The organism is Chryseobacterium caseinilyticum (genome assembly GCF_014837145.1).
Taxonomy (GTDB): domain Bacteria; phylum Bacteroidota; class Bacteroidia; order Flavobacteriales; family Weeksellaceae; genus Chryseobacterium; species Chryseobacterium caseinilyticum.
On the sequence record NZ_JACYFS010000001.1, the window covers coordinates 70,789 to 96,524 of the forward strand.

Consider the following 25,736-nt stretch of genomic DNA (forward strand, 5'->3'; position numbering starts at 1 on the left):
TTGTATGTTTTACTTCACAGCAGTCGCTTCCATTTCCACTTTCAGCGTTTCAAACAATGTTTTAACTTCGATTACGGTGCTTGCCTGCTGAATTCCGTGTTTTGTAATCCAGCTTTGCCAAATATCAAAGTTTTCAAAAAATGCAGGATGATCTGTTGTGAAAACATTTAACCTCACAATGTTTTTCAGTTCAAAATCTGCTTTTAAAATAACCTTTTCAAGATTTTCCAGAGTTTTGGTGATTTGCGTTCGCATGTCGGCATCGCTCGTCATTCCATTTTCGTCGATTGCTGTTTGTCCTGAAACGTAAAGCGTGCTCTGAACATTTTTGACTTCCACAGCCTGTGCATAATTTCTGTCGTTCTGCCATGTCCACGGGTTGATGATTCTTTTTTCCATTTTGAAAGATTTAAAATTAATTATGGAACAAAGTTCGGAAGAGTACCAAAATGAATACTGTGACTTACATCACTATTTTAAACCAGATTCTGAATACAGTCTGCTCAATGTTTCTCTTGAGACACCGAGATAAGCAGCTAAAGCGGTTTTAGGTAAACGCTGGATAAGAATAGGGTAGTATTTCAGAAACTGTTCGTATCTCTCTTTTGCACTCATCGTCATCAGAGAAAGTATTCTTCTTTGGTTTGAAATATGCCCACCAATGGCTTTTTTCAGGAAAAATTCAGTCATTTTTGGGATTTCTGTCAACAACCGTTGATAATTATCAAATGAAAGTTTCAAAACTAAAGTATCTTCCAGACACTGTAGCGACTGAGTCGCTTTAGTCTGAGTATAAAAAGCAGCGTAGTCGCTTTCCCACCAGTCTTCCATGGAAAACGAGATGATGTGTTCTTTAGCTTCAGTATCAGTATAAAAAAGCTTCAGAAGACCTGAAATAATGAAATACACATGATCAACCTGATCATTTTCACTGATGATCATTTCACGTTTTTTGAAATGCTGTTTTTTGAAAAATGAACATGCTTTTTCCAGTTCTGCGTCTGAGAGATCGACTGTCTTTTGGATGTGTTTTTTAAGAATATCTGTCATTTTTTAGCCTTGAAAATCACCACAGTCATGCTCTTCAAATTTTTCAATCAAATTTTGCGGAGTATAGAATTCTGAGAATCTTTTATTTTTTAATTTAGGTTTTTGGCCTTCAATTTTCAGCTGGTAAACAGGTTCATTTTCAACTTTGGTAAAGATAAAAGTAGTTTCAGAAGTTTTGATTTTTAAAACATCGCCCTTTTTTTCGTAATCGAAATCTTTGAATCTGTGGAAATCATTTTCATCACATAGACTTACCAAATCAAAATTCTTTTTATTTAGTTTAAAAATTGCAAGATCGCAGGCGTAACAGTTTCCGCTGAATTCAATCCCGTATTTTTTATAAACGTCTGTAGTTTTTGAGTTCTTTAGCTCAATGGGCGCAAGGTTGCTGTATTCGGCAAGACTGATTTCATGAATTGGATTATTCAATGTTGCAGGTACTGAATTTTTATTCAAATCATCTGCTTGCGTCGGTGGCTCCTTATAATCTGATTTACAGGAAAATAAGATGAACGACAATGTTAGAAGATATACTGAAGCGCTTTTCATAGTCATTAAAGTTAATGATTAAAAATCATCTGCCACCAATTCCATATTCACCATTGCTCCCGCAACACTTCCGGTCATCACCGCATTAGAAACCGAACGCATCATTGCAGAGTTATCTCCACAGACAAGCAGTCCGGATACATTGGTTTTCTGAAACATATCTGTTTTAATATGCCCCATTTCTGTGAATTCACAACCTAAATCTTTTGGAATTTCAGAATGCTGTCTGAATGGAAAAGCTCCATAAACTGCTTCAAAATCGATTTCATTTCCGTCTTCAAAAACCAGGCTTTTTACATATCCATTTTCATTTTTTAATTCCGAAATTTCAGTTTCGATGATCTCAATTTGATTATTTTTAAGTTTTTCTAACTGTTCGTGCGTGAACTGGGCTTTTCCTCTAGTAAGAATTCTAACCTCCTCCGTTAAGTTTTTTACCAGAGAAGAGATGTGAAAGGCTTTGTCTCCATTGGCAATAATAGCTGTTTTCCTGCCTCTGTATTCATAACCATGGCAATATGGGCAGTGAATCAGTGATATTCCCCAGGATTCTTTGAAACCTTTAATGTCCGGTACTTCATCAATAATTCCGGTAGCAACTATCAGTTTTTTTGAATTAAAGTTTTGACCATTTTCTGCCGTAATTTCAAATCCAAAATCAGTCTTTTGAGCTGAAATAGCTTTTCCATTATAGAACTGCACTGTTTCATATTCCTGAACCTGACTTTTCGCTAATGTTGAAATTTCTTTCGGTGTTTTTCCATCCTGAGTCAGGAAATTTTGAGAATGTGGAGTCTGTTCATTACACGGTTTGCCACTGTCGATCACCAAAACGTTTCGGAGCGAACGACCCAATGCCATTGCTGCAGAAAGTCCGGCATAGCTTCCGCCAATGATAATCACGTCGAATAAATCAGGCTGTTTCATATTTAATAATTATAATTTCTTGCCAAAGTTAGAATAATTATTTATTATTGCAACATAATCGCATTAATAAAGATGAAAAGAAGAAGTACACCCAGCAAAGAAGCCATTCTGAATGTGTTGACAGATTCAAAAAAGGCAATGAGTCAGGATGCTATACTGAAAAAAGTTTCTCTAGATATGGACAGAGCTACAGTTTACCGTGTACTGAACCGGTTTTGCGAAGACGGAATTCTCCACAGAATTGTTGCCGAAGACGGAAAACAGTATTTTGCGGTCTGTATTAAATGTGAAAAAAAGAAGCTGTTAGACCATCATTTTCATTTCAGATGCACAAAATGTGATACAATAGAATGTTTGCCAGTTGCTGTGCAGTTTTCTCTGGAAAAAGGGTATTGTGTTGAAAGTGTTAATTGTGTACTGACGGGAGTTTGTAAAGATTGTGCGTGAAGTTTACTCCAAAATGCTACCTGATTTGCTCAGAGATAAAAACACCTTTTTGATTCATTTCTAAACTGTTTTCCGGCTCAGTATACCAATCGACAAATTTTTTATATTCTGCATTATTTGCGGTTTGCCATGCATCAAATCCCTGCTCATCACCAATTTGAAAGAGATAGTGATTGTAAGCATTAAAGATCTTGTTATCTTCCATCTTTTTTTGATATTCAATCAGAACGTTCGGATAGTTTTTAATATCTCGTACATAATATTCTTTAAGAAATCTCTCTCTGATTTTAGCAAAAGATGCAAGATTAAAGCTATCGTGACCTATGACTGACAGAACTAGATTTTTCTCAAAAATCATGCAGTAAGGTAGCTTCTTGTTATCCAATTCAGATACGTCTACTTGTACTGATTTGCATAGAGCTACCTGTATTTCATTGCTGTTTGTAAATTTTATAGCTGCTTTATATGTATCAAAAAGCATTTTACTAATTTCTCTAGTACGCTCTGTTGTTCTCTCGAGATTTACAAAGATTTCACCATAAATAAGTCCTTTCATTGTGTTTTGAGAATTCATAAAAAGTCTTCCTGCTCTGTAGTAATTTGACGGATAATTCGGCTCCACACGCATTCCATTTTCATAAGATGCGATTGCCTCATCGTATTTTTTTTCAAACTCAAAAACAACACCGCGCTCCAGATAGAGTCTTCCGGCATTCGGAAATTTTTTTAAACCTTCATCATAAGTAGCAATGGCCTTCTCCGGTTTTTCAAGGTAATCATAATTGTTTCCCAGCAGCTGATAGTAATCGGCGCGGAGGTTTTCGTAATTTTTGATTTTAAGGAGTTGATCTATTGCCTTGTCGTATTGTTTATTATAGGTGTAAGCTAACGCAATTTCATATGGATAGGTATATTCTTTTGAGTCAATTTTCTCGCATTCTCTAAGCATGACTATGGCTTCATCATATTTTTGTTCATCAATCAGTTTTACAGCATCATAAACTTTTTCACATTTAAAGGTTTTCTTTTGAGCATGGATGTGACCGAAACTGAAAATCAGAATGCAGTAGATAAGTTCTTTTTTCATGGAAGTAAATAGATTTAGTTTTAAGTAAATATCTAAATTATTCTTTGAACTTTTAATATTTTACTTGAATTTATTCATAATATTTTTTCTTTCAACTGAGGGATTTTTAAATGAAAGAAGGCAATTTAAACATCATGTAAAATTTTCAGCAATGATCATATTGAATTTTCATTAAAAAAATTCATCGGAATTTCACATACCAAAACTTTCAAAACACTTAAATTTGTCAACGTTAAAAAAAGTTATTTAATGTTTAGGAAAATTTCAATTGCTGCAGTTACTCTCATTTCTTTAATGACGGTAAATGCACAGAAAAATAAGAAGTCTCAGTTAGAAAAACCGAAATTAGTAGTCGGTCTGGTGATTGATCAAATGAGGTGGGATTATCTGTGCCGTTTTTATGATAAGTACGGAGAAGATGGTTTTAAAAGAATGCTGAATAAAGGTTTTTCGTTCAATAATGTGATGATTCCTTATGTTCCGACGGTTACTGCGATTGGACATACCACCATTTACACAGGTTCTGTACCTTCAATTCACGGTATTGCCGGAAATGACTGGACAGACAAAGCAACCGGAAAAAATGTTTACTGTACAGCAGATAATGAAGTAAAAGGTGTGGGAACTAATGATAAAATCGGTGGTCATTCCCCGAAAAATCTCTGGAGTACTACGATTACCGATCAGCTCAGAATTGCCAGCAATTTTCAGTCAAAAGTGGTTGGTGTTTCTTTAAAGGACAGAGCTTCCATTCTGCCCGCTGGTCATAATCCTACCGGTGCTTTCTGGTTTGATGAAACCAACGGAAACTTTGTGACAAGTTCTTATTATATGAACAGTTTGCCTGACTGGGTAAATAAATTTAACGATCAGAAATTGGCTGAAAAACTGGTTGCCAACGGATGGAATACGCTGTTGCCAATCAGCGAATACACAGAAAGTACGAGAGATGATGTTCCCTGGGAAAAGCCTGTTGGAACAGCCAAATCTCCAACTTTCCCTTACAACAATCTTGCAGCAGATTATGCTGTAAACAAAGGCGTTTTAAGAACGACACCTTTCGGAAATACCTACACTTTGAAGTTTGCTGAAGCAGCCATCGACGGCTATCAGCTGGGTGCAGATCAGATCACAGATTTTCTTGCCATCAACGTGGCTTCCACTGATTATGTTGGTCATGCTTACGGACCGAACGCGATTGAAGTGGAAGATACGTACCTGAGACTTGATATCGAACTGGCAAATTTCTTTAAAATGCTTGATCAAAAAGTAGGGAAGGGCGAATATCTTGTTTTCCTTTCGGCAGACCACGGTGGCGCTCACGCAGAAGGTTACATGAAAGAAAATAAAATGCTGACCGGCTTTTTTGATGACGGTATGGAAAAAAACTTAGGTGCCGAACTGGAAACCAAATATGCAGCCAGCAAACTTATTTTAGGAATCGATAATTATCAGATTTATCTTGATCATCAGTTGATCAAAGATAAGAAACTGGATGAAGCTGCCATTAAAAAAAGCATCATCGAAAATTTAAACAAAGATCCCCGTGTTTTGTATGCGGTTGATCTGAAAGATGTTGCCAACGCACCGATTCCTGAGCCTATTAAAACAAGAGTGATTAATGGTTACAACTGGCAGCGAAGCGGTGATATTCAGATTGTTTCCCACGACGGAATGCTTCCTAATTATGCTAAAAAAGGAACCACACACAGTGTCTGGAATTCTTACGATGCTCATATTCCTCTAATTTTTATGGGTTGGAAAGTTCCCCACGGAGAGAGCAATGCTTCACATTTTATGACGGATATTGCCCCGACCATTGCACAGTTTTTAAGAATTGAAAACCCAAGTGGAAATGTCGGACAACCATTAACGGAAGTTTTAGGAAAATAGTAAAATTTGTAATCAAAAATTATCCCCGCAAAATCAGTTTTGCGGGGTTTTTTTATGTTCTTGCCAAACCTTCAAGGTTTTCAAAACCTTGAAGGTTTAAGTTCTAACAAAATTTATGAATATTATTCTGCAGTTGCATTTTCAGCGTCAGAATCATTTTCATCATCGTCATATTGCTCCAGATAATACGCAAAGGAAAAATCTTCCACTTCATCTTCAGCGTCTTCTAAAGTCGTCAAAAGATCTTCAAAAATCTCAAGTTGATCGACGCTCATATTGACAAATTCTAAGTGGAGAGGAAGTTTCAGTTCGCCGGAAATAACATCCGAAAGTGCATCCAGATTATCCCCGAAATGTGCAGGAAGTTCTAGCTTTTCTTTAAGCTGAGCATAAAAATCTTCGTAATCTCCAAGATCTGCGAAGTCGATGTATATTGTGTTCATAGTTTAATTTAAATTTAATTGCAAATGTATGGGTTTATCAATTTAATTGAACTTCCAGTTTTTAGTTTTAAGAAAATCCCTGCATTTATTGCAGAAATCAGTTTCCTCATCGGTTGGATTTTTTCCTTCTGCGTCTCTCATAAAGCAGGATTTTTCAGGACAGTGTTTCAGACCCTGTGTATGCCCGATTTCATGGATTGCCACTTTGAAAACTGTTCGTTTTTATTGTCTTTATTTAATCTGAAATTTGATGCCACACAGGATTTCCCCGGTTGATAACCTAATCCCATAACTCCAAAATCTTTCACAGATCCCTTCGTTGTGCTGATATCTTTTATCGTTAAGCCGATTTTTACGAATCCTTTTTCTGTGTTTTGGCTTAAGCTTTTAATGATCGAATCTGCTCTGTACCGATTTCTTTCTTTATAATAGGCTTCCTTCGGTAGATCGATGGGTTCAAGAACTATTACGTGCGGATAAATCTTTGTAATCTGAGTAGTAACAAATTTTGTCGTTTCCGAATTCATATCTTTAAAAGGCTGAACCAAAATAACTGCCTCTCTATTATTTTCAATTAGATTTGCCTTTTTGTCGCTGCATGAAAAGATTAGTAAAAATAATAATCCTGGCAGCAACCAATTATTTCTCCTCAAAACTTTTGTAATGATCTTTCGTTAAATAAACTTCACCGTTTTTAGTGAAAACAATCCGGTCACCGTTTCTGTTTCCGCAGTTGTAATTCACGTCGGCCTCAAAATATTTTTCACCTTTAGGAAGTTTTCCTTCACGGTTTCCAAAGTGATCTCCGCCAATGGCTTTTCCCGGCAGAACGTCACAGAGATTTCCCTTCGACGGATTCCAACCCTGTTTCTTTGCTTCGTTTTTAGTTAAATAATAATCTGGAAGCTGATGATTTTTTTTGACAAAATCAATCACCGTGTTTTCAGCTGTTAATTGATCAATTGTAAGTATGTTTTCAACTTTTCCAGCTGAATTTGGTCCAGCATTTTCAGTTTGAACCGTAACTTTCTTCTCTGCGATAAATGTATTGTAAATGTACATCGCAGACATCCCGAAAAGAAGTCCCATGCAGGCAAAAAGTACCGAGCGTATTTTGGAATTCATAGTTTATAAGTCAATAGTTAATCTAACTTCGCTAATCAATGGTCAAGTAATAGTCCGAATTGCAAAAATTCACAACTGACCATTCACTTGCATAGCAAAATTCACTTTTACATTCTCCATTCTTCCGGAATATCACACACCGGAATCGGGTTGATTTTATGCTGGGCAGCTCGGTTCATTCTGCTGAAAATCTTGAAGACTTCAAGATCCCTTCCGCTGTAGTCAGCCTCCGTTTTCGTTCCCCATTCTTTCTGAATTTTTTCCAGTTCGGGATAAGTTGCACCAATCTGCATTTCGTCGGTTCTTTCAGCATCCCAAAGTCCGTCTGTAGGAATAGCTTCCTGAATGTTTTTTACTAAATTTAAAGCTTTTGCCAATGCATAAACTTCAGTTTTATAAAGGTCAGCGATAGGAGAGATATCGACCCCGCCGTCGCCATATTTTGTATAAAAACCGATTCCGAAATCTTCAACTTTATTTCCTGTTCCGCACACCAAAAGTCCGTTGATTTGACCATAATAATATAAAGTCAGCATTCTCAAACGGGATCTTGTGTTGGCAAAAGCCAGTTTTTCGTTTGGAAATTCATCATCATGCACATCAAAAGTTTTGTACAGTTCCTCAAACGCAGGCGTAAGATTCACAGACATCGCTTCCACATTGGGGAATTTAGATTTTAAATCATTCATGTGTTCCCAGGCACGGTTTACCTGATCTTCTTTCTGACGGATCGGCATTTCGATCAACAGAGTCTTTAAGCCGGTCATTGCCGCCAAAGTAGAAACCACTCCGGAATCTACACCTCCGGAAACTCCCAAAACATAACCTTTTACTCCTGATTTTTCGGCATAATCTTTTAGCCACTGTACAATATGATCAATTACTTGCTGTGTCTGCATATTTATTTTTTAATATTTAAAATTCTCTTTTTTAAGTTCATACCAGAAGCACTGGTCGCCTTCATCGGTGAACGTTTCTTTTTCTTCAAAACCCATCTTTCTCAAGACGTGATTTGAAGCGTCATTTTCAACATCGGCGTATGCAAAAATGGTATTGAGTTTCATTTCATTGAAACCAAAATTCAAAACTGCGATCGAAGTTTCCGTGGCATAACCTTTTCCCCAGTAGTCAGGGGTGAAACGGTAGCCAAGATCGTGAATATTCTGATGATTATTGATTTCTTTAATCAGTTTTAAGCCGCTCCAGCCGACCAGTTTTCCGTCTTCTTTTCTGATGACTGCCCAGCGGCCGATTCCGTTTTCTGTATATTGTTTTCGGATGCTTTCGATCATTTCTGCACTTTGGCTGATGTCGGTAAGAGGTTTTATCCCCACATATTTTACCACTTCAGGATTGCTGTCCATTGCAAAAAACGCTTCGGCATCTTCAGAAATTATTTCTCTGAGGATAAGTCTTTCGGTCTCAATGAATATTTTTGCCATTAATTTTACTTATTTTTGTAAACTTAAATTTCATGTAAAAATAATGAAGATTTTTAGAATTGCGGCAGTTTCATGCCTTTTAGTTTTAGCTTTAAATTCATGTAAAAAAGAACAGGAAGCACAATGGAAGGTAGAAATCACCAAGCCTGCTGAGAAAGTTTCCATGACAGATATTTCAAAGGAATTTTTTGATCCTAAAGTTTCTCTCGAGCAGTTTCAGGCAAAATTCCCTTGGTTTCAGGGAAGTGTTCCCAATGAAGATTTTATTAAAAGAAGAACTGATCCTCAGGAAATTAAACTGTATCAGGAAGCCGCTTCAAAAATCGATCAGGCAAAACTGGAGAAAGATTTTAATGACCTTTTTTCACACATCAAATATTATTTTCCTGAATTTAAAACTCCAAATGTTTTTTTGTTTTCATCTTCACTGCAGATGATTCAGGATCCGATTTTATATGATGAAAAGACTAATTTTCTTTTTATAGACATCACAGGATTTATGGGTTTTAAAAATCCCAATTACAAAGGACTGGAGCTGTATTTTCAAAAATCAATGAACCCGGACAATATCGTTCCGAAAGTTTCAAGAATTTTTGCCGAAAAGATTGTTCCTTTTTCAACTGATCATCAGAAATTTGTCGATTTGATGCTGTACAGCGGAAAAGTGATGATGCTGCAGGATGCTTTCATGCCCGAAACACCGGATTATCTGAAAATGGATTACACGAAAGAGCAGTACGACTGGGCAAAAAACAATGAAGCCAATGTCTACAATTATTTTGTGGAAAGTAATCTTATTTTTGGCGACGATCACCGTTTGGTGGAAAGGTTTATCAACCCAGGACCGTTCTCAAAATTTTATACAGAAATCGACAACGAATCTTCTCCGATGATCGGAGTTTTCACAGGATGGCAAATCTGCAAATCCTATTTCAGCAAAAATTCGGAAACAAAACTTACGGATTTTATTAAAAAAGATGCCACCCAGATTTTTAACGAAGCGGGTTATAAGCCGAAGTTTGAGGAGTAGGGAAGATGGAAGCGGGAGCGGGAAGAACGGAGATGGAAAGGATAATTTAAATTGAAAAATAAATATTAGAAAAATAGAGAAATGAGAAAGACTCAGATTACAATAGATGTTGAGCTGGATGAAAACCACGTCCCTGAAAACATCACATGGAACGCTGAAGATGGCGGAATACAGAAACAGGATACAAAGGCTTTTATGATTTCTGTATGGGATGAAAAAGCAAAAGAAGCTTTAAGAATTGACCTGTGGACAAAAGAAATGCCTGTAGACCAGATGAAAATGTTTATGCACCAGATTTTTGTTTCTATGGGAAGCACGTACCAGAGAGCGACCGGCGAAGATGATGTTGCAGAATGGATCGAGCAGATGGCAGAAGAATTTGCAATCAAATCAGCGATAAAAATGTAAAATCTATTTGAAAATGGGATAATGAGATAATTTGAAAATTATACATAATGCTGACATTTTCAAATTCTCAAATTTTCAAATTCTTAAATTATAAAAAAATGAATTTCAATACAAAAGTTATACACGGAGGACAACACCACGAATCTGCAACGGGTTCTGTGAATGTTCCTGTTTTTTTAACATCCACTTTCGCACAGAAAAGTCCGGGAGTGCATTCAGGATACGAGTATTCAAGAGCGGCAAATCCTACAAGACAGGCTTTGGAAGACTCTTTGGCAAGCATTGAAAACGGAGCGAGAGGTTTGGCTTTCGGTTCAGGATTAGCTGCTATCGACTGTGTTTTAAAATTATTAAATCCTGGCGACGAAGTTGTTGCTGTGGACGATTTATACGGTGGGACTTACAGAATGTTCACCAGACTTTTTGAAAAGTATCAGTTGAAATTTACTTTCGTGAATTTTGATGATGCTTCAAAAATCGCAGATGTAATTACGGATAAAACCAAATTAATCTGGGTGGAAACTCCAACCAACCCATTGATGAAACTGGTTGACATCAAAGCAGTGGTGGAAATTGCAAAAGGAAAAGATATTCTGGTAGCAGTTGACAATACATTCGCAACACCATATCTTCAAAGACCAATCGATTTGGGAGCTGACATCGTAATGCACTCAGCGACAAAATATTTGGGTGGCCACTCCGATGTAATCGCAGGAGCTCTGATCGCTAAAGATGCTGAACTGGGAGAAAAACTTCACTTCATTCAGTTTGCAAGCGGTGGAATTTTGGGCCCTCACGATTCTTATTTGGTTTTAAGAGGAATTAAAACACTGGCATTAAGAGTTCAAAGACATTCAGAAAACGGAATGGCGGTAGCTAAATATCTGGAATCTCATCCGGCAGTTGCGCAGGTAATTTACCCAGGATTGGAATCTCATCCTCAATACGAGCTGGCAAAAGCTCAGATGAAAGATTTCGGAGGAATGGTTTCTTTTACATTCAAATCAGGGAAAAAAGAAGATGCTATCAGATTTTTAGAGAAAGTTAGAGTCTTCACTTTAGCTGAATCTTTAGGTGGAGTAGAATCTTTGGCCAACCATCCGGCATTGATGACTCACGCTTCCATTCCTGCAGAAAAACGTGCAGAGTTGGGAATTACCGACGACCTGGTTCGTTTGAGTGTGGGGATCGAAGATGCAGAAGATTTGATTGCAGATCTTGAGAAAGCATTTTCTTAAAATAATAAATTACAAGCATCCGTTTTTACAGCGGATGTTTGTGTATCTATTTTCATACTGTCTTTTCACTGCAAGGAAAATATGAATTTTAAAAGATCACAATACCCTGTGAACTTTGTGAAAAACCTTTGTGCCCTTTGTGGTAAAATATCATATAAGACAAATGATTTTTAGCTCTATGCAATCAGTTTTTTTTAATTAAATTTTAAAATGAAAAACACAAGAAAGGCTACCCTTCAGGATCTACCTCAATTGGCCGAACTGTTTGATCAGTACAGGATTTTTTATTACAAAGAATCAGATATTTCTGCAGCTGAAATTTTTTTAAAGGAAAGAATAGAGAACAGAGATTCTGAAATTTTTGTTGCTGAAAGTGGAGGTCAGTTAGTTGGCTTTGTACAACTGTATCCATTGTTTTCCTCAACAAGAATGAAACGGTATTGGCTGTTGAATGATCTGTTCGTTAACGAAAATTCTCGTGGAAAAGGTTTTTCAAAAGAATTAATTGAAGAAGCCAAAGAATTGGCAAAATTAACAAACTCTGCAGGTATTCTCCTCGAAACCGGAAAATCAAACGATATCGGAAACAAACTCTACGCATCTTGCGGATTTGAAATCTACGATGAGGTGAATTTTTACGAATGGACAAATAAAGTTTAGTGAATTGTCAATCGTCAATCGTCAATTGTGAATTTACTCATTACCCATTACGCATATTAAGATGACAGATTTCCAAAAATACATTCAAAGATATTTAGATTTAATTCCATCTGAGAATTGGCTGGAAGAATTGAAACTGGTTGGCGAGAAAACCGTTTCCCTGTATTCTTATTTGACTGAAGAACAGTCAAAGTTTGCCTATGCAACAGGAAAATGGACATTGAAGGAAGTGCTTCTGCATCTGTCAGACACAGAAAGAGTTTTTCAATACCGGATTCTGGCATTTGCCAGAGGTGAAAAATCTGAATTGCCTGGTTTTGATGAAGAGAGTTACGCAGCCCATTCTTTTGCGAATGAGAGAAGTTTAGAATCCTTGTTGGAAGAATATCAACTGATAAGAAACTCTACTCTAATTTTAGTACAAACGTTAAGTCTTTTAGTTTTAAATAATATAGGAACAGCCAATGGAAACCAAATTTCTGTAGAAACGATTTGTAAATTAATTGTTGGACATAATATTCATCATTTGAATGTGGTGGAGGAAAGATATTTGCCTGAATTGTAATGCGTTCAAAAACAAATATTGTAATTTTAATTGGTATGGTGATTTTTTTAATATCACTTACTCAAGATTGTATATATTATAAATATTTTGATGAAATACACTATCCATCGTATTTAGCTTTTTTGTTAGGCTGGACTTACTTTGACGGAGTACGTTGGGAAGGTTTTGTTTGGCTTGCAAATCCGCTTTATTTTTTGGGGATAGTTTTGGTGCTCAAAAGAAATTACAGCGCAGTTTTTCCTATTATCATTTCATCATTTTTAGCAAGTGCATTTATGTTTTTTGATAACATAACAATTACAAAAAGTGGAAGAATAGCTCCTATCATTGAATTAGAATTAGGTTATTTTTTGTGGTTATCTTCAATATTATTTACAACTATTTTTTCAATTTTTTTAAAGATTAGACAATGGAAAACATCATCAACATATTAAAATCCGGCGGCACCATCCTTTACCCAACAGACACCATCTGGGGAATCGGTTGTGATGCCACAAACATAGACGCCATCAATAAAATTTTTGACATCAAGAAGCGCGAAAAAAACAAATCCATGATTATTCTGGTGGAAACCGAGAAGAGATTGCAGGATTTGGTTGACGTTCCGGAAATGGCGTGGGAAATTATGGATTTAAGTGAAAAACCGATTACGTTGGTTTATCAAAATCCAAAAGGTTTGCCGAAAGAATTGCTGGCCGAAGACGGTAGCATAGGAATTCGTCTTGTAAAAGATCTGTACTGTAAAAAGCTGATTACAAAACTGAATAAGCCTTTGGTATCCACTTCAGCTAATTTCAGTGGCGAGAAAAGTCCGTTGAAATTTTCAGATATTTCTCCTGAAATTATTGATTTGGTGGATTATGCAGTGGAAGATAACAGAGAAAAAGTTTCAGAATATTCAGGATCATCAGTGATAAAAATCTGGAGTGATAATCGTATAAAAGTCTTGAGAGAATGATGTAATATCGCACAGATTTCACGGATTTTCAAAGATTATTCTAAATTTTACATGTTTAAAAACTTTTAAAATTCCTAAATAATCCTTCCCCAAGTTCGGGATGATATTGTTGGCAAAATATTTATGTTCAACGGTGTCAGGCTGAGCCCGTCGAAGCCTTCAATCTAATATGCTCTAACTGTTTTCCAAGTATTGAACTAAAACTTATCTGACTGATGCATCAAAAAAATCTTTTGTGATTCTATAGCATGGAATGTTTTTCACAGATATAAACAGATTTGGAACGTCCACATTGAAAATCTTTGATTTTCAAACTTATGTGCTCTAAATATTTTCAAAGTATTAAATTCGAACTTATGTGCTCTGATGTGTCAAAAAAATCTTTTGTGACTTTTGTGGTTTAAAAAAATACATTTAATGTAAATATTTATCTTTGCAAATTAATTCATCCAGCATAAAAAAATGTTCATCAACCTCAATCAAAATCATAACCTCAAACTTTTCAAAATTATTTCTGAAGTCGCTGCAGCGAATAGCCAATCGGTGTACATCGTAGGTGGTTACGTGCGTGATCTTTTAATGAAAAGAAAAGCGTCTACCGATATTGATTTTGTGACTGAACAGAGTGGAATTGAGCTTGCTCAAAATGTAGGAAAGGAAATCGATCCCAAAATGAAAGTCTCGGTGTTTAAAACATACGGAACGGCGATGATCAGATACAAAGATCTCGAACTGGAATTTGTAGGCGCAAGAAAAGAAAGCTACACCGAAGACAGCCGTAAACCGGAAGTGGAGGGCGGTACGATTGAAGATGATCAGAAAAGAAGAGATTTCACTATCAATGCGATGGCAATTTCTTTAAATAAAGATAATTTCGGGGAACTGATCGATCCTTTTGACGGAATCGGTGATCTTCAGAAGGAAATACTGAGAACACCTTTAGAACCTGCTCAAACGTATTCTGATGATCCGTTAAGAATGATGAGGGCGGTACGTTTTGCTTCCACTTTAAATTTTACGGTTGAAGAAAATTCGTTAGAAGCTATCAGGCAGGAAGCGGAAAGAATCAAAATTGTTTCTATGGAAAGAATTATGGTTGAGTTTAACAAAATTATGCTTTCTGAAAAGCCTTCTGTCGGTTTGAAATTAATGGAAGAAACAGGTTTGATGAAATTAATTATTCCTGAACTGATTGATTTGAAAGGCGTGGAAGAAGTGGAAGGTCAAACCCACAAAGACAATTTTTACCACACATTGGAAGTAGTCGATAATATTTCTGAAAATACAGATAACCTTTGGCTTCGCTGGGCAGCACTGCTTCACGACATTGGAAAAGCTCCGACAAAGAAATTTGTAGACGGAACGGGTTGGACTTTCCATGGGCACGAGTTTTTAGGTTCAAAAATGGTGAAAACCTTATTTCAGAAGCTGAAATTACCTTTAAATGCTGATATGAAATATGTTCAGAAGATGGTGAAACTGTCTTCACGTCCGATTGCACTGGTAACCGATGATGCTTCAGATTCTGCACTGAGAAGACTTTTGTTTGATGCCGGTGAAGATCTGGAAGATCTGTTTACGCTTTGTAAAGCGGATATCACGACGAAAAACTCAAGAAAGCAGGAAAGATTTAAGAAAAATTTCCAGTATGTTGCAGTAAAAATAAAAGAGGTTGAGGAAAAAGATCAGGTAAGAAATTTCCAGCCACCGATTTCAGGAGAAGAAATTATGGAGATGTTTAATCTGAAACCTGGAAGAGAAATAGGAATTTTAAAGGAAAAAGTAAAGGAAGCCATCTTGGAAGGTGAGATTGGCAATGACAGCGAGGAAGCACGAAACTTCGTGATTGTTGAAGCTGAAAAGCTGGGATTAACTTTAGTTTAAAGCTTAGATATCTAATAAACTAAAAAGCAATATATTTTTATCTGTTGCTTTTTTTTGGCTTAAAATCTAATCATAAAAAATCTTAAAATTTTGTTAAAAAAATTTTAAGAAGATTGATTTTGTTATTACATTTGTGTAATGTTTCAACTCAATTTGTTCAATATTAAAAGTTTTATTGGTGAAAAAAATCCTCTTATTCCTTCCTTTACTTTTTTTGATTTTTTCCTGTGAGAATAACAAAATAGAAAAGGTAGAAAATGCCTTCTATTACTGGAAATCTGATGATTATCCCACAAGCGACAACAATGAAAAAGATATTTTAATCAATCAGAATATCAAAAAATTATATGTTAAATTTTTTGAGGTCGATTATACTGATGCTATGGGAAGTTTTCCTGTCTCTAAAACAGGTTTTTCACTGAATTCATATTGTGATGTAAAATCAAAGGGTTCCTATGAAATTATTCCGACAGTTTATATCAAAAACATCGTTTTTCAGAAAAGCAACGAGAAAGATTTGGATAAATTAGCAGACAATGTCAATTTTTTAGTCAAAAAAATATTCAAACGAAAGTTTAGAATTTTTGAAAGTCTCAGAAATACAGATTGATTGCGACTGGACTGCTTCCACTAAAGATAAATATTTCTATTTTTTAAAGAAATTAAAACCGGTTTCGCAAAAAACAATTTCAGCTACTTTAAGATTATATCCCTACAAGTATCCCGATAAAATGGGAGTTCCGCCAGTTGATAAAGTGACTTTGATGTGTTATAATCTGATCAATCCTTTAGCAGATCAGTCGAAAAATTCTATTCTTGATTTAAAAGAATTAGAAAGCTATCTCAATACACGAAAAAAATATCCGCTGCATTTGGATGTTGCTCTTCCGGTGTATTCCTGGATGCAGGTTTACCAAAACAATCAGTTTACCAGTGTTTTATATGATGTTGACGAAATCAAACCACATTTGAAGGAATTAAAACCACTCTGGTATGAAGTACAGAAAGATACTGCGATTAATCATGAAACGTATCTGAGGGTTGGCGATAAAATAAAATATGAGGAAGTAACAGCAGATAAAATTAATAAAGCAATTGCTTTAATTAAGAAAAATGTAAAGTTTGATAAAGAAATTACCGTAACGCTTTTTCATTTAGACGAGAAACAACTTAACAACTACAGCAATGAAGAAATTAGTCATTTTTACAGCGATTTTACTCAATAGTGCTTTTTCTGCGTGCGGTTTTTATCCTTACGGGGAAGATGTCAGGTTTTATTTTCTCAATCCTGAAAACTTTTCTTATAAGGCATATTCGTCGTTTTATTATTCGTCTTTAAGTTTTGAACAAAATCCGAAAGCTTTAATTTCCAATCAGGATAATGAAAAATTGTGGAGAAAATATTGCAGCAATAAAGTTGCTGTTGAGGATATCTCTTTAGTTTTGGAAAATTACAATTTATCTGGAATTCATGAAAATTCTGCCAATCCGTTTCTACGCTATCTATATTCTAAAAAAGATGTTGAGGCAATCCATTATTTGAAATTTGCTAAAAATTGCGAGTATTTCAATACTTGGAAGGATGATCCTTGGGAAAGAAACGAAAATACAGTGACTGTAAAAAGAAATGATTTACTGAACAAAGCTATTTCTTTGGCTTCAAAAAGCAGAAAAGTTGATTTCAAAAAAAGATATGCTTTTCTGGCGCTTCGTCTTGCTTTTTATAGTAAGGATATGAAAAGTATCGAGAAAATTTACAGGCAACACTTCTCTCCAAATCAGACGAATGATGTGATTGATGTCTGGGCGTTGTACTTTAAAGCAATTTCAGAGAAAAATCCGGCGTTGAAAAATCTTTATTTTGCAAAAGTCTTTGCTGCCAGTCCGGAAAAACGATTTGTTTCATTTCAATATTTTGCATCGAAAGTTCCGGTGACTGATGTTTTAAATGTAGCTGAAAATCAAACAGAAAAAGCGAATGTTTTACTGCTCTACGGTCTTTATAATCCTGGAAAAAATTTAGAAAATATTAAGCAGATCTATGCTGAACAGCCCAATTATGATGGTTTGAGCTTTTTGCTTTACCGTGAATTGGGAAAGCTTGAGGATTGGGTTTTTACACCTTATTATTCTCTTTTTTCAACTGATGATGATTTGGGAAGTGATTCTGAAAACGAAAATGTTCTTAAAATTTTAGAGCGTTCCGGCATTGACAGAGCTTATGCCAAACAGGTTTTGGAATTTATCGATTCGGTTGATTTATCTAAGGTTGAAAATCCGCATTTCTGGAAATATACAAGAGCAGAACTTTTGTTCATGACAAAAAACTATACAGAAAGTTTAAACCAGATTGCTGAACTTGAAAAAGTTTTACCGTCAGAAGATCTTCTGCGAAATAATCTGGAAATCATAAAAACTCTGAATCTTTTTGCGAATCAAACCTATGGAAATGCTAAAATTCCCGACGAAGCGAAAGAAATTATCATCAAAAATAAAGACAATAAGCATTTTATTTTTGCCATGGGCAGAGAGTTAGAATATCTTGGAAACAGCGACGATGCTGCATTTTTGTATGCTTCTCTAATCCGCTCGAAAGATGATTACAACTATGTTTATTACAAGTCTTTGGAAAATTCTAATCATACTTACGGCACTTATTACAACGATTATTTTGATTATTTAGACGCGGTGTATTCGCCTGAAAAGGTTGTAAGTTTTATCAATAAAATTAAAGATTTGGATAAAAATCCAGATTCATTTTACAGAAATTTTTATTCGGTCAATCAGTCAGAAATCAAATCTTTATATGATTTATTGGGTACAAAGTACATCAGACAAAATAAATTAAATTTAGCTTTAAACGCTTTCAATACACTTGGCGAAGATTATTTTAATGAGCAATATTCACTTTGGGAAAAAGACGGCAAAGCTCATTATTTTTCATCAGGGAAAATTTTTGATAAGAATCCGTTTTATCATTTAAAATATACGCCAGATTTTATTCCTGAGAAAGAACATTTTAGAGTAAATAAAATTTCGGTAACCAGAAAGCTGATAGAATATCTTAATAAAGCCAATAATCTGCAGGAAAAAGACAGAGATTACTATTATTTTCTGGTTGCCAACTGTTATCTCAATATGTCTCAATACGGGAATGCATGGATGATGAGAAGGTATTCTGTGAGCTCAGCAGGAAATTATTCTATTAGGGAAGATATTGAGGAATTTAATACAGCAGGTCTTGCAAAATTCTATTACGGAAAAGCCTTGGAAAATGCTCAAACCGACAAATACAAAGCTTTATGTCTGAGAATGCAGGGAAGATGTGAAAATTACAAATACGATTTTATCTCCGAGAATACTTCAAATTCTTATTCCCGGGAAGATGACTACGAAGCTAAAAGATTGGGAAAAAATAAATACTATCAGAATTTTAGAAATAATTATTCCGGTCAGTATGAAGATATGATCAGCGGATGTGAATCTTTCAAATCTTATTTTAAAGCAAGAAGATAATCTCAAATTAAATAAAGAATTTTTTAGGTAAAATTCTAACAAAAAACCTCTTTCAAAATCAATTGAAAGAGGTTTTGTTATTTTAAAAAGATTGGTCACTTTACTTTGAAACAATCAGTTTCAGATTCTGTTTACCGTTTTCAGTTTCAAACTGTACAATATAATTTCCTGTTTTTAATTCAGAAATATTGACCGTTTTATCAACAGTTTTTGCCTGTTTTACTAAAGCTCCGGTGATACTATAGATTTTTACCAAAACTTCTTTGTCTGAATTGATTTTAATGAAGTCAGTTGCAGGATTTGGGTATAGATTGATTTTATTCTCAGGCTTTTTGTTCTCAGCAGTTGCCAAAACAGCAGAATATTCGTTAATCACGCCCACTGCATCCAGATCAAAACCTGAACCTGCTCCCGGAGTCGGAAAAGGATCTACCGCAACATTTCCAAAGCTGTCGAAAGTTTTGTATCCATCAATGTTGGTTCCTATCACGTCTACAATTTTCACGTGGGTAATCTGTGCCTTATTCAAAAGCGGATTATCGGGAATATCGCTCAGGTCAAAAGGAGTTCCGAAGCCACTGGTGTACTTTCCTGCAAAATTATTCAGATATCTCGCATCCATTGTTGCAAAACCAGAGCCTCCCACATCGGTAGAATTTTGAATGTAATTGGAAGGATATTCATTATGAGAAGGAAAACGGAAGAAGTTAACACCGTCTGAACTTACTTCTACGAAAGCCAGTTCTAAAAAAGCTTTACCTGACTGACCTGATATAAATCCGTTCTCGTAAACTGCAAAATCAAATCCTGTATCGTTTGTAATAGGCTTGGCAAAAGTAAGAACTGCTGTTCCGCCGTCTCCCAGAGAAACAATGCTTCCATTGGATGGACCTACTGAATTTGCAGGATCTCCCGCAGACGCATAGGCCGTTTGTGAACCGTTAATCTGCTGCAATCCACGAACAATTGTAGTTCCCGTCGCCCACGATTTAAAAAGCGTACTGTTGGCTGGAATTGCTGTTGTACCCGCCGTTCCTGCTTGTGGTGCATAACTCTGAGCAGTCAGAAAGTGAGCAGAAAGAAATGCAGCAGCTATGAATATATTTTTCATTTTAGTTTAAATATTTGTATTCAGTTATTTAATAATGAATTTCTCAGTTGTCTGGATATTCTTCCCTGAAATCTGAATGATGTAGTTTCCTTTATTTAAACCTGAAACCGTAATTCCGTTTTGATAAACACCGGATTTTACAATTCTTCCTGAAAGATCTACAATTTTAAAGTTTGCATCGTCAGCATTTTTTACATAAAGAACTTCTGAAACCGGATTTGGATAGATTGAAACAATATTATTCACTTTCGTTTCAACTGTAGAAAGACTTCCCGGTACGAATACGTTTTTGTAAAAATTATTAGCCCCAATTGTTGTTGTAAATGTATTAAGCAAAGTTCCTGTAAGATTGTAAACATTTACTGTTGATGAAGGTCCGAAACTATTCGCATTTCCCTGAAAAATTTTACCGTCAATGGCTGCAAAACCGTAGTAATCACCATACGTTGTGCTTGGTGTTGTCGTAAAAATCGGCGTGCTGCTAAACGCTGCCAAATCTGCGTTCAGAGAATAGACACTCGTGGCTCCTGCTATGTAAAGGTTGTTGCCGTCTGATGAAAATTTCAAAGCATCATAAGCTGATGGTGGTACTACAGAACTGTTGGAAACGCTTGCCGCAACAGTATCCGTTGTTGTATTGATTTTATAAACAGTCGAACCCGTTGAACCTGTACACAGAGCAAAAATGTCATTTCCTATTACTGTCATCGACTGCAATCCACTGCTTAGAGTGATGGTTTTAGTAATTGCATTTGTTGCAGGGTTGATGACATCAATACTGTTTCCGGCTCTGTAGGAAGATTTATTCACATATACTTTTCCGTTTACCGTAATAATTTCTTCAGGATCCTGACTTAACGGAATGCTTGTGATGTATGCCAGAGTAGTTGCATCATGCACAGAAACAAATTGTGATGCACTGCCAAAATCACCCACATTGGTAGTGAAAATTTTTCCGTTTGCAATGGTGGTAGATCTTGGCAAATCAAGATTAGTGTTTATAACAGCAGACTTTACAAAACTTGCTCTGTTGGCAATAACTATTTTGTTTGAATTGTTCAAAACCATATAAGATTTGTCACCATTAAAATAAAGCCACTGCAAAATATCTCCCAAAGCTTCACCATTATTAGCTAAACTGTAAACATTATTGGTTAAGTTATTATTGGCATCGATATAAGATATTTCTGCTGTAGGAGAACCGAAATTTCCTTCATTAGCCACGATATATCCGTTAGAATATTGTGCAGACATCAGGGCGAAACCTGCCACTGTAAAGCTCAGTCTTAAAAATTTAGAGTAAAATTGTTTCATTTTTCTTGAATTATTGTTGATTGTAAATTATTTATATAAGAAGGTTAAATGTCCCGGGATATCGCCGGTCTGTACTTTCCATTTCAGTTTTCCGAATTTGTTGTAGCAGAAAAGTTCGCCGGATGAAGTGTAATCTTTGGCATCGCCAATAAAAATATCTCCGTTTTCGGGGTTAGCTGCGATTCCGTAAGGAATTACAATTTGAGACTGAGTTCCGTCTGTGATGAAATTGCTGCTCGTTTGTGCGAAAGTGTCAGTATTGATAATTCCGTAACCGCTGGATGTTCCACTAGATGTATATTCATAACTGAAATAGTACAGCCTGTTTTCAATAATAGAAAAATCACTGATGGGTAGATTTATTTCTTTAACAACCTGATCGTTCTGAGGATTTAAAACATAAGTTTTAGCGGGAATATTTCCGAAATTTCCTCTTGAAGTCACCCAAAGTTTTCCGGTATCGTCTTTTTTAATTTTACTTAAATTGATGGCAACAGGAATTTTTTTAATCTCGGTAAAAGTATTCAGGTCAATGACAGAAATAGTGTTGTCATAATCGGGATAGCTGTAGCCCCCGGAGTTGGCAACGTATAATTTGTCGCCTACCACTTCAAGTTCATCCGGCTGTTTCCCAACGTCAACCTGACCTACGATTTGCAAAGTATTTACATCTACTTTCACCACATAACCAGGCTGCGAGACGCCTACGGCACCTCCATAAGACGTGATATAAGCATAGTTGCCATGAAAATTGATGTACCTGCAGTTTGGAATTTTTATCTCGCCGATGTGTTTTGCTGTTTTGGCATCCATCACTTCAACAAAATTGGAAAGATTGATTACTGCATACAGTTTATCCTTATATACTTTAATGTCATTTCCAACATCTCCAAGGCTGTTGACAACGGTTGGGTTCTGGGCATTGTAATAATTTTTGGTGAAACCTCCGGTAGAATAATCAAAGAAATCTATTGACGCTTTATTGCTGCCCATATTTCCCTCATTTAATACGTAAAGCCCTTTAATATTGATGTTTTCAGGCTCCTGAACTCCCGAAACTGTCGCTCCGTAATTGATATAATCGTAATCTTCTCTACAAGAATGAATGCTGAGAATAAAAAGAAAAGCTAAAAGTATCTGTATATTTTTCATTTTTAAATTCTGCTTTTAAAAGTTAACTCTCAAATTAACCCTGTAATTTCTGCCCGGCATCGGATAATTTTTAATCACGCTGTAGTTTTGGTCTAAAAGATTATTCACCTCAAGGCCAAGTCTGAATTTCCAGTTTTTAAGTTTAAATTCACGTGTTCCGGAAATATCGCTGCTGTACCATGGCTGTTCGTAGTTTTCAGGAATATTTTCGGACATATTGTAGCGCTCGCCAACGTAAATGTAGCTGTAATTCAGCTGCCAGTCTTTGTAGGTGATTCCCAGAAGCATGCTTCCGTTGTGTTTTGCAGTATACGGAATCTGATTTCTGTAATAGGATGTGATGTTGGATTTTGTAATGTTTAAAGCCTCTGTAAAAGTGTAGGTAAATCGGCTGCTGAATAACAGATTTTGCGAAAGAAGCCAGATGGCCTGTGCCGAAACGTCTGCGCCTTTTATTTCAACCTCACCCAGATTCGTCATCGTCCAGCGGAATTGCTGCCCTTTCGGATATGCAATAATTTTGTCCTGAACTCTGTTGTAATAGGCATCAGCGATGATATTGATATTCTGTAAAACGCCTGTTTCAAAATCTTTATTATAGGTAAAACCTACATCATACTGATTGGTAAATTCAGGTCTCAGTTGCGAACTTCCGACTTCTGCATAGTACAAGTCATTAAAAGTCGGCATTCTGAAAATTCTTTTATAGAAACCATGTAATTTAAAATCTGCGGCAAAAGGCTGATAGGATGCGAAAACAGTCGGTGTAAACTCTGAACGGTTTTGAGGAACGGAAAACGTCGTGTTTTCAATTTTTTCCTGAACAAAAGTTCCCAAAACACTTCCCTGAATTTTAAATTTATTAAAATCAAACTGTGTCGCCAATGCAATCAGTTCTGTATGTCGCTGAGGATAGGCAAACTGCCTTAGATTTGAATCTAAAGTATTGTACTGATAATCTGCGGAAAGATTGATCTTCCAGAATTTATACGGTGAATACTGTTGTGCTGTAGAAACATAGAATTCCTGTTGCTTATAAACATTGTCAATAAATAAAGGAGTTCCGCCCGGATTATCATTGTAATATCTTGTATAATCATCAGCAAATTTAGAGTTGATCTGAAACTTGTATCTGGATGAAATTTCTTTTTCAAAACTTCCCTGCACAAAAAAGTTTTTATCCCATTGTCTGCTTGAAGAAATATCCCCATTTCTGATGATGGCACCCGGAACACCTCGCTCAGAATCGTAATAGTAACCTTTGAGTTTCCAAATTCCGTTATTGATTTTCCCGAATACACCAGCTTCTGCACGGAGAGCTTCAATGTCACCGTTTTCTCTGATTCCGCTTCGTTCCCAACCTAAACTACCGTCCGGCAATGCCACTTTTTGATGAAATTTATATCGTCCGTGTCCTGTAAGATATTCCGTATTTAAAGAAATACTGATGTTATCCGTAAGTTTCTGCTCTAATAAAATGGAAGGATTTACCACACCGAAAGATCCTGAACGGTAATTAAAATTAACATTGGTCTTTTTTGAATTGATAAAAACAGGCGTTCTGCTTCGTAAATAAATGGAACCTGAGGAACCGAAGTCTTTCGCCGCCTGAAAAATTTCGCTTTTCTGTCCGTTATATAGTGAAATGGATTCTAAATTATCCAGTGAAAATCTTCCAAGATCAACGGTTCCGTTTTGAGCATTGCCTATAGGGATTCCGTCATAGAAAACCCCCACGTGCTGCGTTCCCATCGCTCGGATGTTGACGGTTTTCATACCACCGATTCCGCCGTAATCCTTAATCTGAATTCCGGAAAAATACCGTACAGCATCTGCCACAGAAGTACTGTTGAGTTTTTCGAGTTCTGCTCCCGAGAGTTTTTGTGAAGAAATAACCCCGGTCTCCTGACGCTTCCGGTTAAAGATAATATCCCGGATTACGGTCGTTTCAATACTGTCTGACGCTGTCTTTTGTGCAAAAACAGATGTAGGTACAGCGAGCATTACCAGCAGGGCAGAAGAGTAAAAATATTTCATTTAGTTTAAATAAAATCCGGAAGATTCGTTCTGAATGAATAGGTAGAAGGTAATAACCTGTTTTGCGTAATGCAAAAAGGGAAAAGGACCGACTGCGCTTCATTCCACGAAAGCTTCATCAAAAAAATGCTTTAGAAAGGTATCTGACTTATATTTTCTGAATTTCTGAAAATACTTACAGTAGCGGGTCTGCTTCGGATTTACACCGAATTCCCTTTTTTAAAACCTTGCAAATTTAAGCTTTTATATAAGAACTGACAATGAGAAATTAATAATTTAAGAATGACTTTTTTACAGAATCTATAAAAAGCTGGAATCAAAATAGAAAGGCAACAGATCTTTTACTGAGCTGACTTTGTAAATTTCATCGGTAAGACTCGCAAAATAGATTTCAATATTCTGGTTCTGTTTCGTTTCGTATTCCATCAGACTCTGACGGCAGTTTCCACATGGTGGGATAGGAGGCGTTTTACTGGAAGATTCCCGTGGACCACCCACTACGAAGATTTTGCTGATTTTCTCATCCGGAAAATTGGCTGCAACCCAATAGACAGCAGTTCGCTCGGCACAAAGTCCGGAAGGAAATGCGGCATTCTCCTGATTGTTGCCTGAAAATATTTCACCATTTTCAAGCAGCACGGCACAGCCAACCAAAAAATCAGAGTACGGAGCGTATGCATTTTCCCGTGCTTTTTTCGCCGTTTTCAAAAGGGAAATTTCGGTTTCTGTCAACTCGTTTTTTGCTGTAAAATGCTCAAAATGGATCTGAAAATCTTTTTTCATTCAAATTTAATAAAGGAAGCTAAAAGTAAAACAATTTACAACGGTGACAAAATTTGTTTTTTCTAACCTTCTTGGTATTTAGATTTAAGTCTTTAATATGACTGATATTCAATCGAT

29 protein-coding genes and 1 riboswitch are annotated in these 25,736 nt (G+C 36.0%); of the genes, 13 read left to right on the top strand and 16 right to left on the bottom strand.

Annotated features, from left to right (window positions below; all coding sequences use genetic code 11):
* Window positions 1-9: 9 nt before the first annotated feature.
* The 4 genes from IC610_RS00300 to IC610_RS00315 all read right to left on the bottom strand — a co-directional run bounded on the left by IC610_RS00300 (window position 10) and on the right by IC610_RS00315 (window position 2,526).
* Complete coding sequence (locus tag IC610_RS00300; RefSeq protein WP_191734693.1) at window positions 10-399, bottom strand: RidA family protein; 390 nt, start codon at window positions 397-399, stop codon at window positions 10-12.
* Between the two features lie 72 nt (window positions 400-471).
* Window positions 472-1,050 carry a Crp/Fnr family transcriptional regulator gene (locus IC610_RS00305; protein WP_191734694.1) on the bottom strand — a complete coding sequence of 193 codons (579 nt, stop codon included), beginning with the start codon at window positions 1,048-1,050 and terminating at the stop codon, window positions 472-474.
* Window positions 1,051-1,053: 3 nt separating this feature from the next.
* Window positions 1,054-1,599: a hypothetical protein gene (locus IC610_RS00310; RefSeq protein ID WP_191734695.1), complete on the bottom strand. Its 546-nt coding sequence runs from the start codon at window positions 1,597-1,599 to the stop codon at window positions 1,054-1,056.
* 18 nt (window positions 1,600-1,617) lie between these two features.
* Window positions 1,618-2,526 (bottom strand): NAD(P)/FAD-dependent oxidoreductase, encoded by a 909-nt coding sequence (locus tag IC610_RS00315; RefSeq protein ID WP_191734696.1) that lies wholly within the window; start codon window positions 2,524-2,526, stop codon window positions 1,618-1,620.
* Window positions 2,527-2,598: 72 nt separating this feature from the next.
* On the opposite strand from IC610_RS00315, the gene IC610_RS00320 reads away from it, so the two are divergent.
* A complete protein-coding gene (locus IC610_RS00320) occupies window positions 2,599-2,973 on the top strand; it encodes a Fur family transcriptional regulator (protein ID WP_191734697.1) in 375 nt (124 codons plus the stop codon).
* A gap of 16 nt (window positions 2,974-2,989) precedes the next feature.
* On the opposite strand, the gene IC610_RS00325 is transcribed toward IC610_RS00320, so the two are convergent.
* Complete coding sequence (locus IC610_RS00325; protein ID WP_191734698.1) at window positions 2,990-4,060, bottom strand: tetratricopeptide repeat protein; 1,071 nt, start codon at window positions 4,058-4,060, stop codon at window positions 2,990-2,992.
* 249 nt (window positions 4,061-4,309) lie between these two features.
* Between IC610_RS00325 and pafA the strand changes: the two genes are divergently transcribed.
* A complete protein-coding gene (gene pafA, locus IC610_RS00330) occupies window positions 4,310-5,953 on the top strand; it encodes an alkaline phosphatase PafA (protein WP_191734699.1) in 1,644 nt (547 codons plus the stop codon).
* 122 nt (window positions 5,954-6,075) lie between these two features.
* Here the strand turns inward: pafA and IC610_RS00335 are convergent, their stop codons facing one another.
* The 6 genes from IC610_RS00335 to IC610_RS00355 form a co-directional block, all read right to left on the bottom strand.
* Window positions 6,076-6,396: a barstar family protein gene (locus IC610_RS00335; protein ID WP_191734700.1), complete on the bottom strand. Its 321-nt coding sequence runs from the start codon at window positions 6,394-6,396 to the stop codon at window positions 6,076-6,078.
* A gap of 42 nt (window positions 6,397-6,438) precedes the next feature.
* Window positions 6,439-6,600 (bottom strand): hypothetical protein, encoded by a 162-nt coding sequence (locus tag IC610_RS19950; protein WP_317173323.1) that lies wholly within the window; start codon window positions 6,598-6,600, stop codon window positions 6,439-6,441.
* Window positions 6,564-6,923: a hypothetical protein gene (locus IC610_RS20165; RefSeq protein ID WP_228462829.1), complete on the bottom strand. Its 360-nt coding sequence runs from the start codon at window positions 6,921-6,923 to the stop codon at window positions 6,564-6,566. Before IC610_RS20165 ends, IC610_RS19950 begins: the two co-directional genes overlap by 37 nt.
* A 112-nt stretch (window positions 6,924-7,035) precedes the next feature.
* Window positions 7,036-7,521 (bottom strand): ribonuclease domain-containing protein, encoded by a 486-nt coding sequence (locus tag IC610_RS00345; protein WP_191734701.1) that lies wholly within the window; start codon window positions 7,519-7,521, stop codon window positions 7,036-7,038.
* A 107-nt stretch (window positions 7,522-7,628) separates the two neighbouring features.
* Window positions 7,629-8,420, bottom strand: a complete 792-nt coding sequence (gene nadE / locus IC610_RS00350) for an NAD(+) synthase (RefSeq protein WP_191734702.1) — start codon at window positions 8,418-8,420, stop codon at window positions 7,629-7,631.
* A 9-nt stretch (window positions 8,421-8,429) separates the two neighbouring features.
* Window positions 8,430-8,963, bottom strand: coding sequence for a GNAT family N-acetyltransferase (locus IC610_RS00355; RefSeq protein ID WP_191734703.1), 534 nt, complete (start codon window positions 8,961-8,963; stop codon window positions 8,430-8,432).
* 43 nt (window positions 8,964-9,006) lie between these two features.
* On the opposite strand from IC610_RS00355, the gene gldB reads away from it, so the two are divergent.
* From gldB to IC610_RS00410, 11 genes are all read left to right on the top strand, one after another.
* Window positions 9,007-9,993 (top strand): gliding motility lipoprotein GldB, encoded by a 987-nt coding sequence (gene gldB, locus IC610_RS00360; RefSeq protein ID WP_191734704.1) that lies wholly within the window; start codon window positions 9,007-9,009, stop codon window positions 9,991-9,993.
* 81 nt (window positions 9,994-10,074) lie between these two features.
* On the top strand, window positions 10,075-10,401 hold the full coding sequence (gene gldC, locus IC610_RS00365; RefSeq protein WP_056078094.1) for a gliding motility protein GldC: 327 nt from the start codon (window positions 10,075-10,077) through the stop codon (window positions 10,399-10,401).
* 98 nt (window positions 10,402-10,499) lie between these two features.
* A complete protein-coding gene (locus IC610_RS00370; protein WP_191734705.1) occupies window positions 10,500-11,639 on the top strand; it encodes a cystathionine gamma-synthase in 1,140 nt (379 codons plus the stop codon).
* Between the two features lie 210 nt (window positions 11,640-11,849).
* On the top strand, window positions 11,850-12,299 hold the full coding sequence (locus IC610_RS00375) for a GNAT family N-acetyltransferase (RefSeq protein WP_191734706.1): 450 nt from the start codon (window positions 11,850-11,852) through the stop codon (window positions 12,297-12,299).
* A 61-nt stretch (window positions 12,300-12,360) separates the two neighbouring features.
* Window positions 12,361-12,864, top strand: coding sequence for a DinB family protein (locus tag IC610_RS00380; RefSeq protein WP_191734707.1), 504 nt, complete (start codon window positions 12,361-12,363; stop codon window positions 12,862-12,864).
* Window positions 12,864-13,298, top strand: a complete 435-nt coding sequence (locus tag IC610_RS00385) for a hypothetical protein (protein WP_191734708.1) — start codon at window positions 12,864-12,866, stop codon at window positions 13,296-13,298. The genes IC610_RS00380 and IC610_RS00385 overlap by 1 nt, the downstream gene beginning before the upstream one ends.
* Entirely contained in the window at window positions 13,274-13,822 is a 549-nt protein-coding gene (locus IC610_RS00390) for an L-threonylcarbamoyladenylate synthase (protein ID WP_191734709.1), read from the top strand. Before IC610_RS00385 ends, IC610_RS00390 begins: the two co-directional genes overlap by 25 nt.
* 462 nt (window positions 13,823-14,284) lie before the next feature.
* Window positions 14,285-15,706 carry a CCA tRNA nucleotidyltransferase gene (locus tag IC610_RS00395; protein ID WP_191734710.1) on the top strand — a complete coding sequence of 474 codons (1,422 nt, stop codon included), beginning with the start codon at window positions 14,285-14,287 and terminating at the stop codon, window positions 15,704-15,706.
* 178 nt (window positions 15,707-15,884) lie between these two features.
* Complete coding sequence (locus IC610_RS00400; protein WP_191734711.1) at window positions 15,885-16,316, top strand: hypothetical protein; 432 nt, start codon at window positions 15,885-15,887, stop codon at window positions 16,314-16,316.
* Window positions 16,291-16,932: a hypothetical protein gene (locus IC610_RS00405; RefSeq protein ID WP_191734712.1), complete on the top strand. Its 642-nt coding sequence runs from the start codon at window positions 16,291-16,293 to the stop codon at window positions 16,930-16,932. Before IC610_RS00400 ends, IC610_RS00405 begins: the two co-directional genes overlap by 26 nt.
* A complete protein-coding gene (locus tag IC610_RS00410) occupies window positions 16,892-19,222 on the top strand; it encodes a hypothetical protein (protein ID WP_191734713.1) in 2,331 nt (776 codons plus the stop codon). The genes IC610_RS00405 and IC610_RS00410 overlap by 41 nt, the downstream gene beginning before the upstream one ends.
* A gap of 100 nt (window positions 19,223-19,322) precedes the next feature.
* Here IC610_RS00410 and IC610_RS00415 read toward each other — a convergent pair whose 3' ends face one another.
* From IC610_RS00415 to cdd, 5 genes are all read right to left on the bottom strand, one after another.
* Window positions 19,323-20,333, bottom strand: coding sequence for a T9SS type A sorting domain-containing protein (locus tag IC610_RS00415; protein WP_191734714.1), 1,011 nt, complete (start codon window positions 20,331-20,333; stop codon window positions 19,323-19,325).
* Window positions 20,334-20,357: 24 nt separating this feature from the next.
* Entirely contained in the window at window positions 20,358-21,647 is a 1,290-nt protein-coding gene (locus IC610_RS00420) for a DUF5074 domain-containing protein (RefSeq protein ID WP_191734715.1), read from the bottom strand.
* Window positions 21,648-21,674: 27 nt separating this feature from the next.
* Complete coding sequence (locus tag IC610_RS00425) at window positions 21,675-22,799, bottom strand: YncE family protein (RefSeq protein WP_191734716.1); 1,125 nt, start codon at window positions 22,797-22,799, stop codon at window positions 21,675-21,677.
* A gap of 15 nt (window positions 22,800-22,814) precedes the next feature.
* Window positions 22,815-24,836, bottom strand: a complete 2,022-nt coding sequence (locus tag IC610_RS00430) for a TonB-dependent receptor plug domain-containing protein (protein WP_191734717.1) — start codon at window positions 24,834-24,836, stop codon at window positions 22,815-22,817.
* 117 nt (window positions 24,837-24,953) lie between these two features.
* Window positions 24,954-25,100, bottom strand: a riboswitch (cobalamin riboswitch).
* A 36-nt stretch (window positions 25,101-25,136) separates the two neighbouring features.
* Entirely contained in the window at window positions 25,137-25,619 is a 483-nt protein-coding gene (gene cdd / locus IC610_RS00435; protein ID WP_191734718.1) for a cytidine deaminase, read from the bottom strand.
* Between the last annotated feature and the right edge of the window lie 117 nt (window positions 25,620-25,736).

Excerpts from the sequence above, each read along its gene's own strand:
- IC610_RS00300 (WP_191734693.1), bottom strand. The coding sequence starts at position 399 with ATGGAAAAAAGAATCATCAACCCGTGGACATGGCAGAACGACAGAAAT.
- IC610_RS00305 (WP_191734694.1), bottom strand. The coding sequence starts at position 1,050 with ATGACAGATATTCTTAAAAAACACATCCAAAAGACAGTCGATCTCTCA.
- IC610_RS00310 (WP_191734695.1), bottom strand. The coding sequence starts at position 1,599 with ATGAAAAGCGCTTCAGTATATCTTCTAACATTGTCGTTCATCTTATTT.
- IC610_RS00315 (WP_191734696.1), bottom strand. The coding sequence starts at position 2,526 with ATGAAACAGCCTGATTTATTCGACGTGATTATCATTGGCGGAAGCTAT.
- IC610_RS00320 (WP_191734697.1), top strand. The coding sequence starts at position 2,599 with ATGAAAAGAAGAAGTACACCCAGCAAAGAAGCCATTCTGAATGTGTTG.
- IC610_RS00325 (WP_191734698.1), bottom strand. The coding sequence starts at position 4,060 with ATGAAAAAAGAACTTATCTACTGCATTCTGATTTTCAGTTTCGGTCAC.
- pafA (WP_191734699.1), top strand. The coding sequence starts at position 4,310 with ATGTTTAGGAAAATTTCAATTGCTGCAGTTACTCTCATTTCTTTAATG.
- IC610_RS00335 (WP_191734700.1), bottom strand. The coding sequence starts at position 6,396 with ATGAACACAATATACATCGACTTCGCAGATCTTGGAGATTACGAAGAT.
- IC610_RS20165 (WP_228462829.1), bottom strand. The coding sequence starts at position 6,923 with ATGAATTCGGAAACGACAAAATTTGTTACTACTCAGATTACAAAGATT.
- IC610_RS00345 (WP_191734701.1), bottom strand. The coding sequence starts at position 7,521 with ATGAATTCCAAAATACGCTCGGTACTTTTTGCCTGCATGGGACTTCTT.
- nadE (WP_191734702.1), bottom strand. The coding sequence starts at position 8,420 with ATGCAGACACAGCAAGTAATTGATCATATTGTACAGTGGCTAAAAGAT.
- IC610_RS00355 (WP_191734703.1), bottom strand. The coding sequence starts at position 8,963 with ATGGCAAAAATATTCATTGAGACCGAAAGACTTATCCTCAGAGAAATA.
- gldB (WP_191734704.1), top strand. The coding sequence starts at position 9,007 with ATGAAGATTTTTAGAATTGCGGCAGTTTCATGCCTTTTAGTTTTAGCT.
- gldC (WP_056078094.1), top strand. The coding sequence starts at position 10,075 with ATGAGAAAGACTCAGATTACAATAGATGTTGAGCTGGATGAAAACCAC.
- IC610_RS00370 (WP_191734705.1), top strand. The coding sequence starts at position 10,500 with ATGAATTTCAATACAAAAGTTATACACGGAGGACAACACCACGAATCT.
- IC610_RS00375 (WP_191734706.1), top strand. The coding sequence starts at position 11,850 with ATGAAAAACACAAGAAAGGCTACCCTTCAGGATCTACCTCAATTGGCC.
- IC610_RS00380 (WP_191734707.1), top strand. The coding sequence starts at position 12,361 with ATGACAGATTTCCAAAAATACATTCAAAGATATTTAGATTTAATTCCA.
- IC610_RS00385 (WP_191734708.1), top strand. The coding sequence starts at position 12,864 with ATGCGTTCAAAAACAAATATTGTAATTTTAATTGGTATGGTGATTTTT.
- IC610_RS00390 (WP_191734709.1), top strand. The coding sequence starts at position 13,274 with ATGGAAAACATCATCAACATATTAAAATCCGGCGGCACCATCCTTTAC.
- IC610_RS00395 (WP_191734710.1), top strand. The coding sequence starts at position 14,285 with ATGTTCATCAACCTCAATCAAAATCATAACCTCAAACTTTTCAAAATT.
- IC610_RS00410 (WP_191734713.1), top strand. The coding sequence starts at position 16,892 with ATGAAGAAATTAGTCATTTTTACAGCGATTTTACTCAATAGTGCTTTT.
- IC610_RS00415 (WP_191734714.1), bottom strand. The coding sequence starts at position 20,333 with ATGAAAAATATATTCATAGCTGCTGCATTTCTTTCTGCTCACTTTCTG.
- IC610_RS00420 (WP_191734715.1), bottom strand. The coding sequence starts at position 21,647 with ATGAAACAATTTTACTCTAAATTTTTAAGACTGAGCTTTACAGTGGCA.
- IC610_RS00425 (WP_191734716.1), bottom strand. The coding sequence starts at position 22,799 with ATGAAAAATATACAGATACTTTTAGCTTTTCTTTTTATTCTCAGCATT.
- IC610_RS00430 (WP_191734717.1), bottom strand. The coding sequence starts at position 24,836 with ATGAAATATTTTTACTCTTCTGCCCTGCTGGTAATGCTCGCTGTACCT.
- cdd (WP_191734718.1), bottom strand. The coding sequence starts at position 25,619 with ATGAAAAAAGATTTTCAGATCCATTTTGAGCATTTTACAGCAAAAAAC.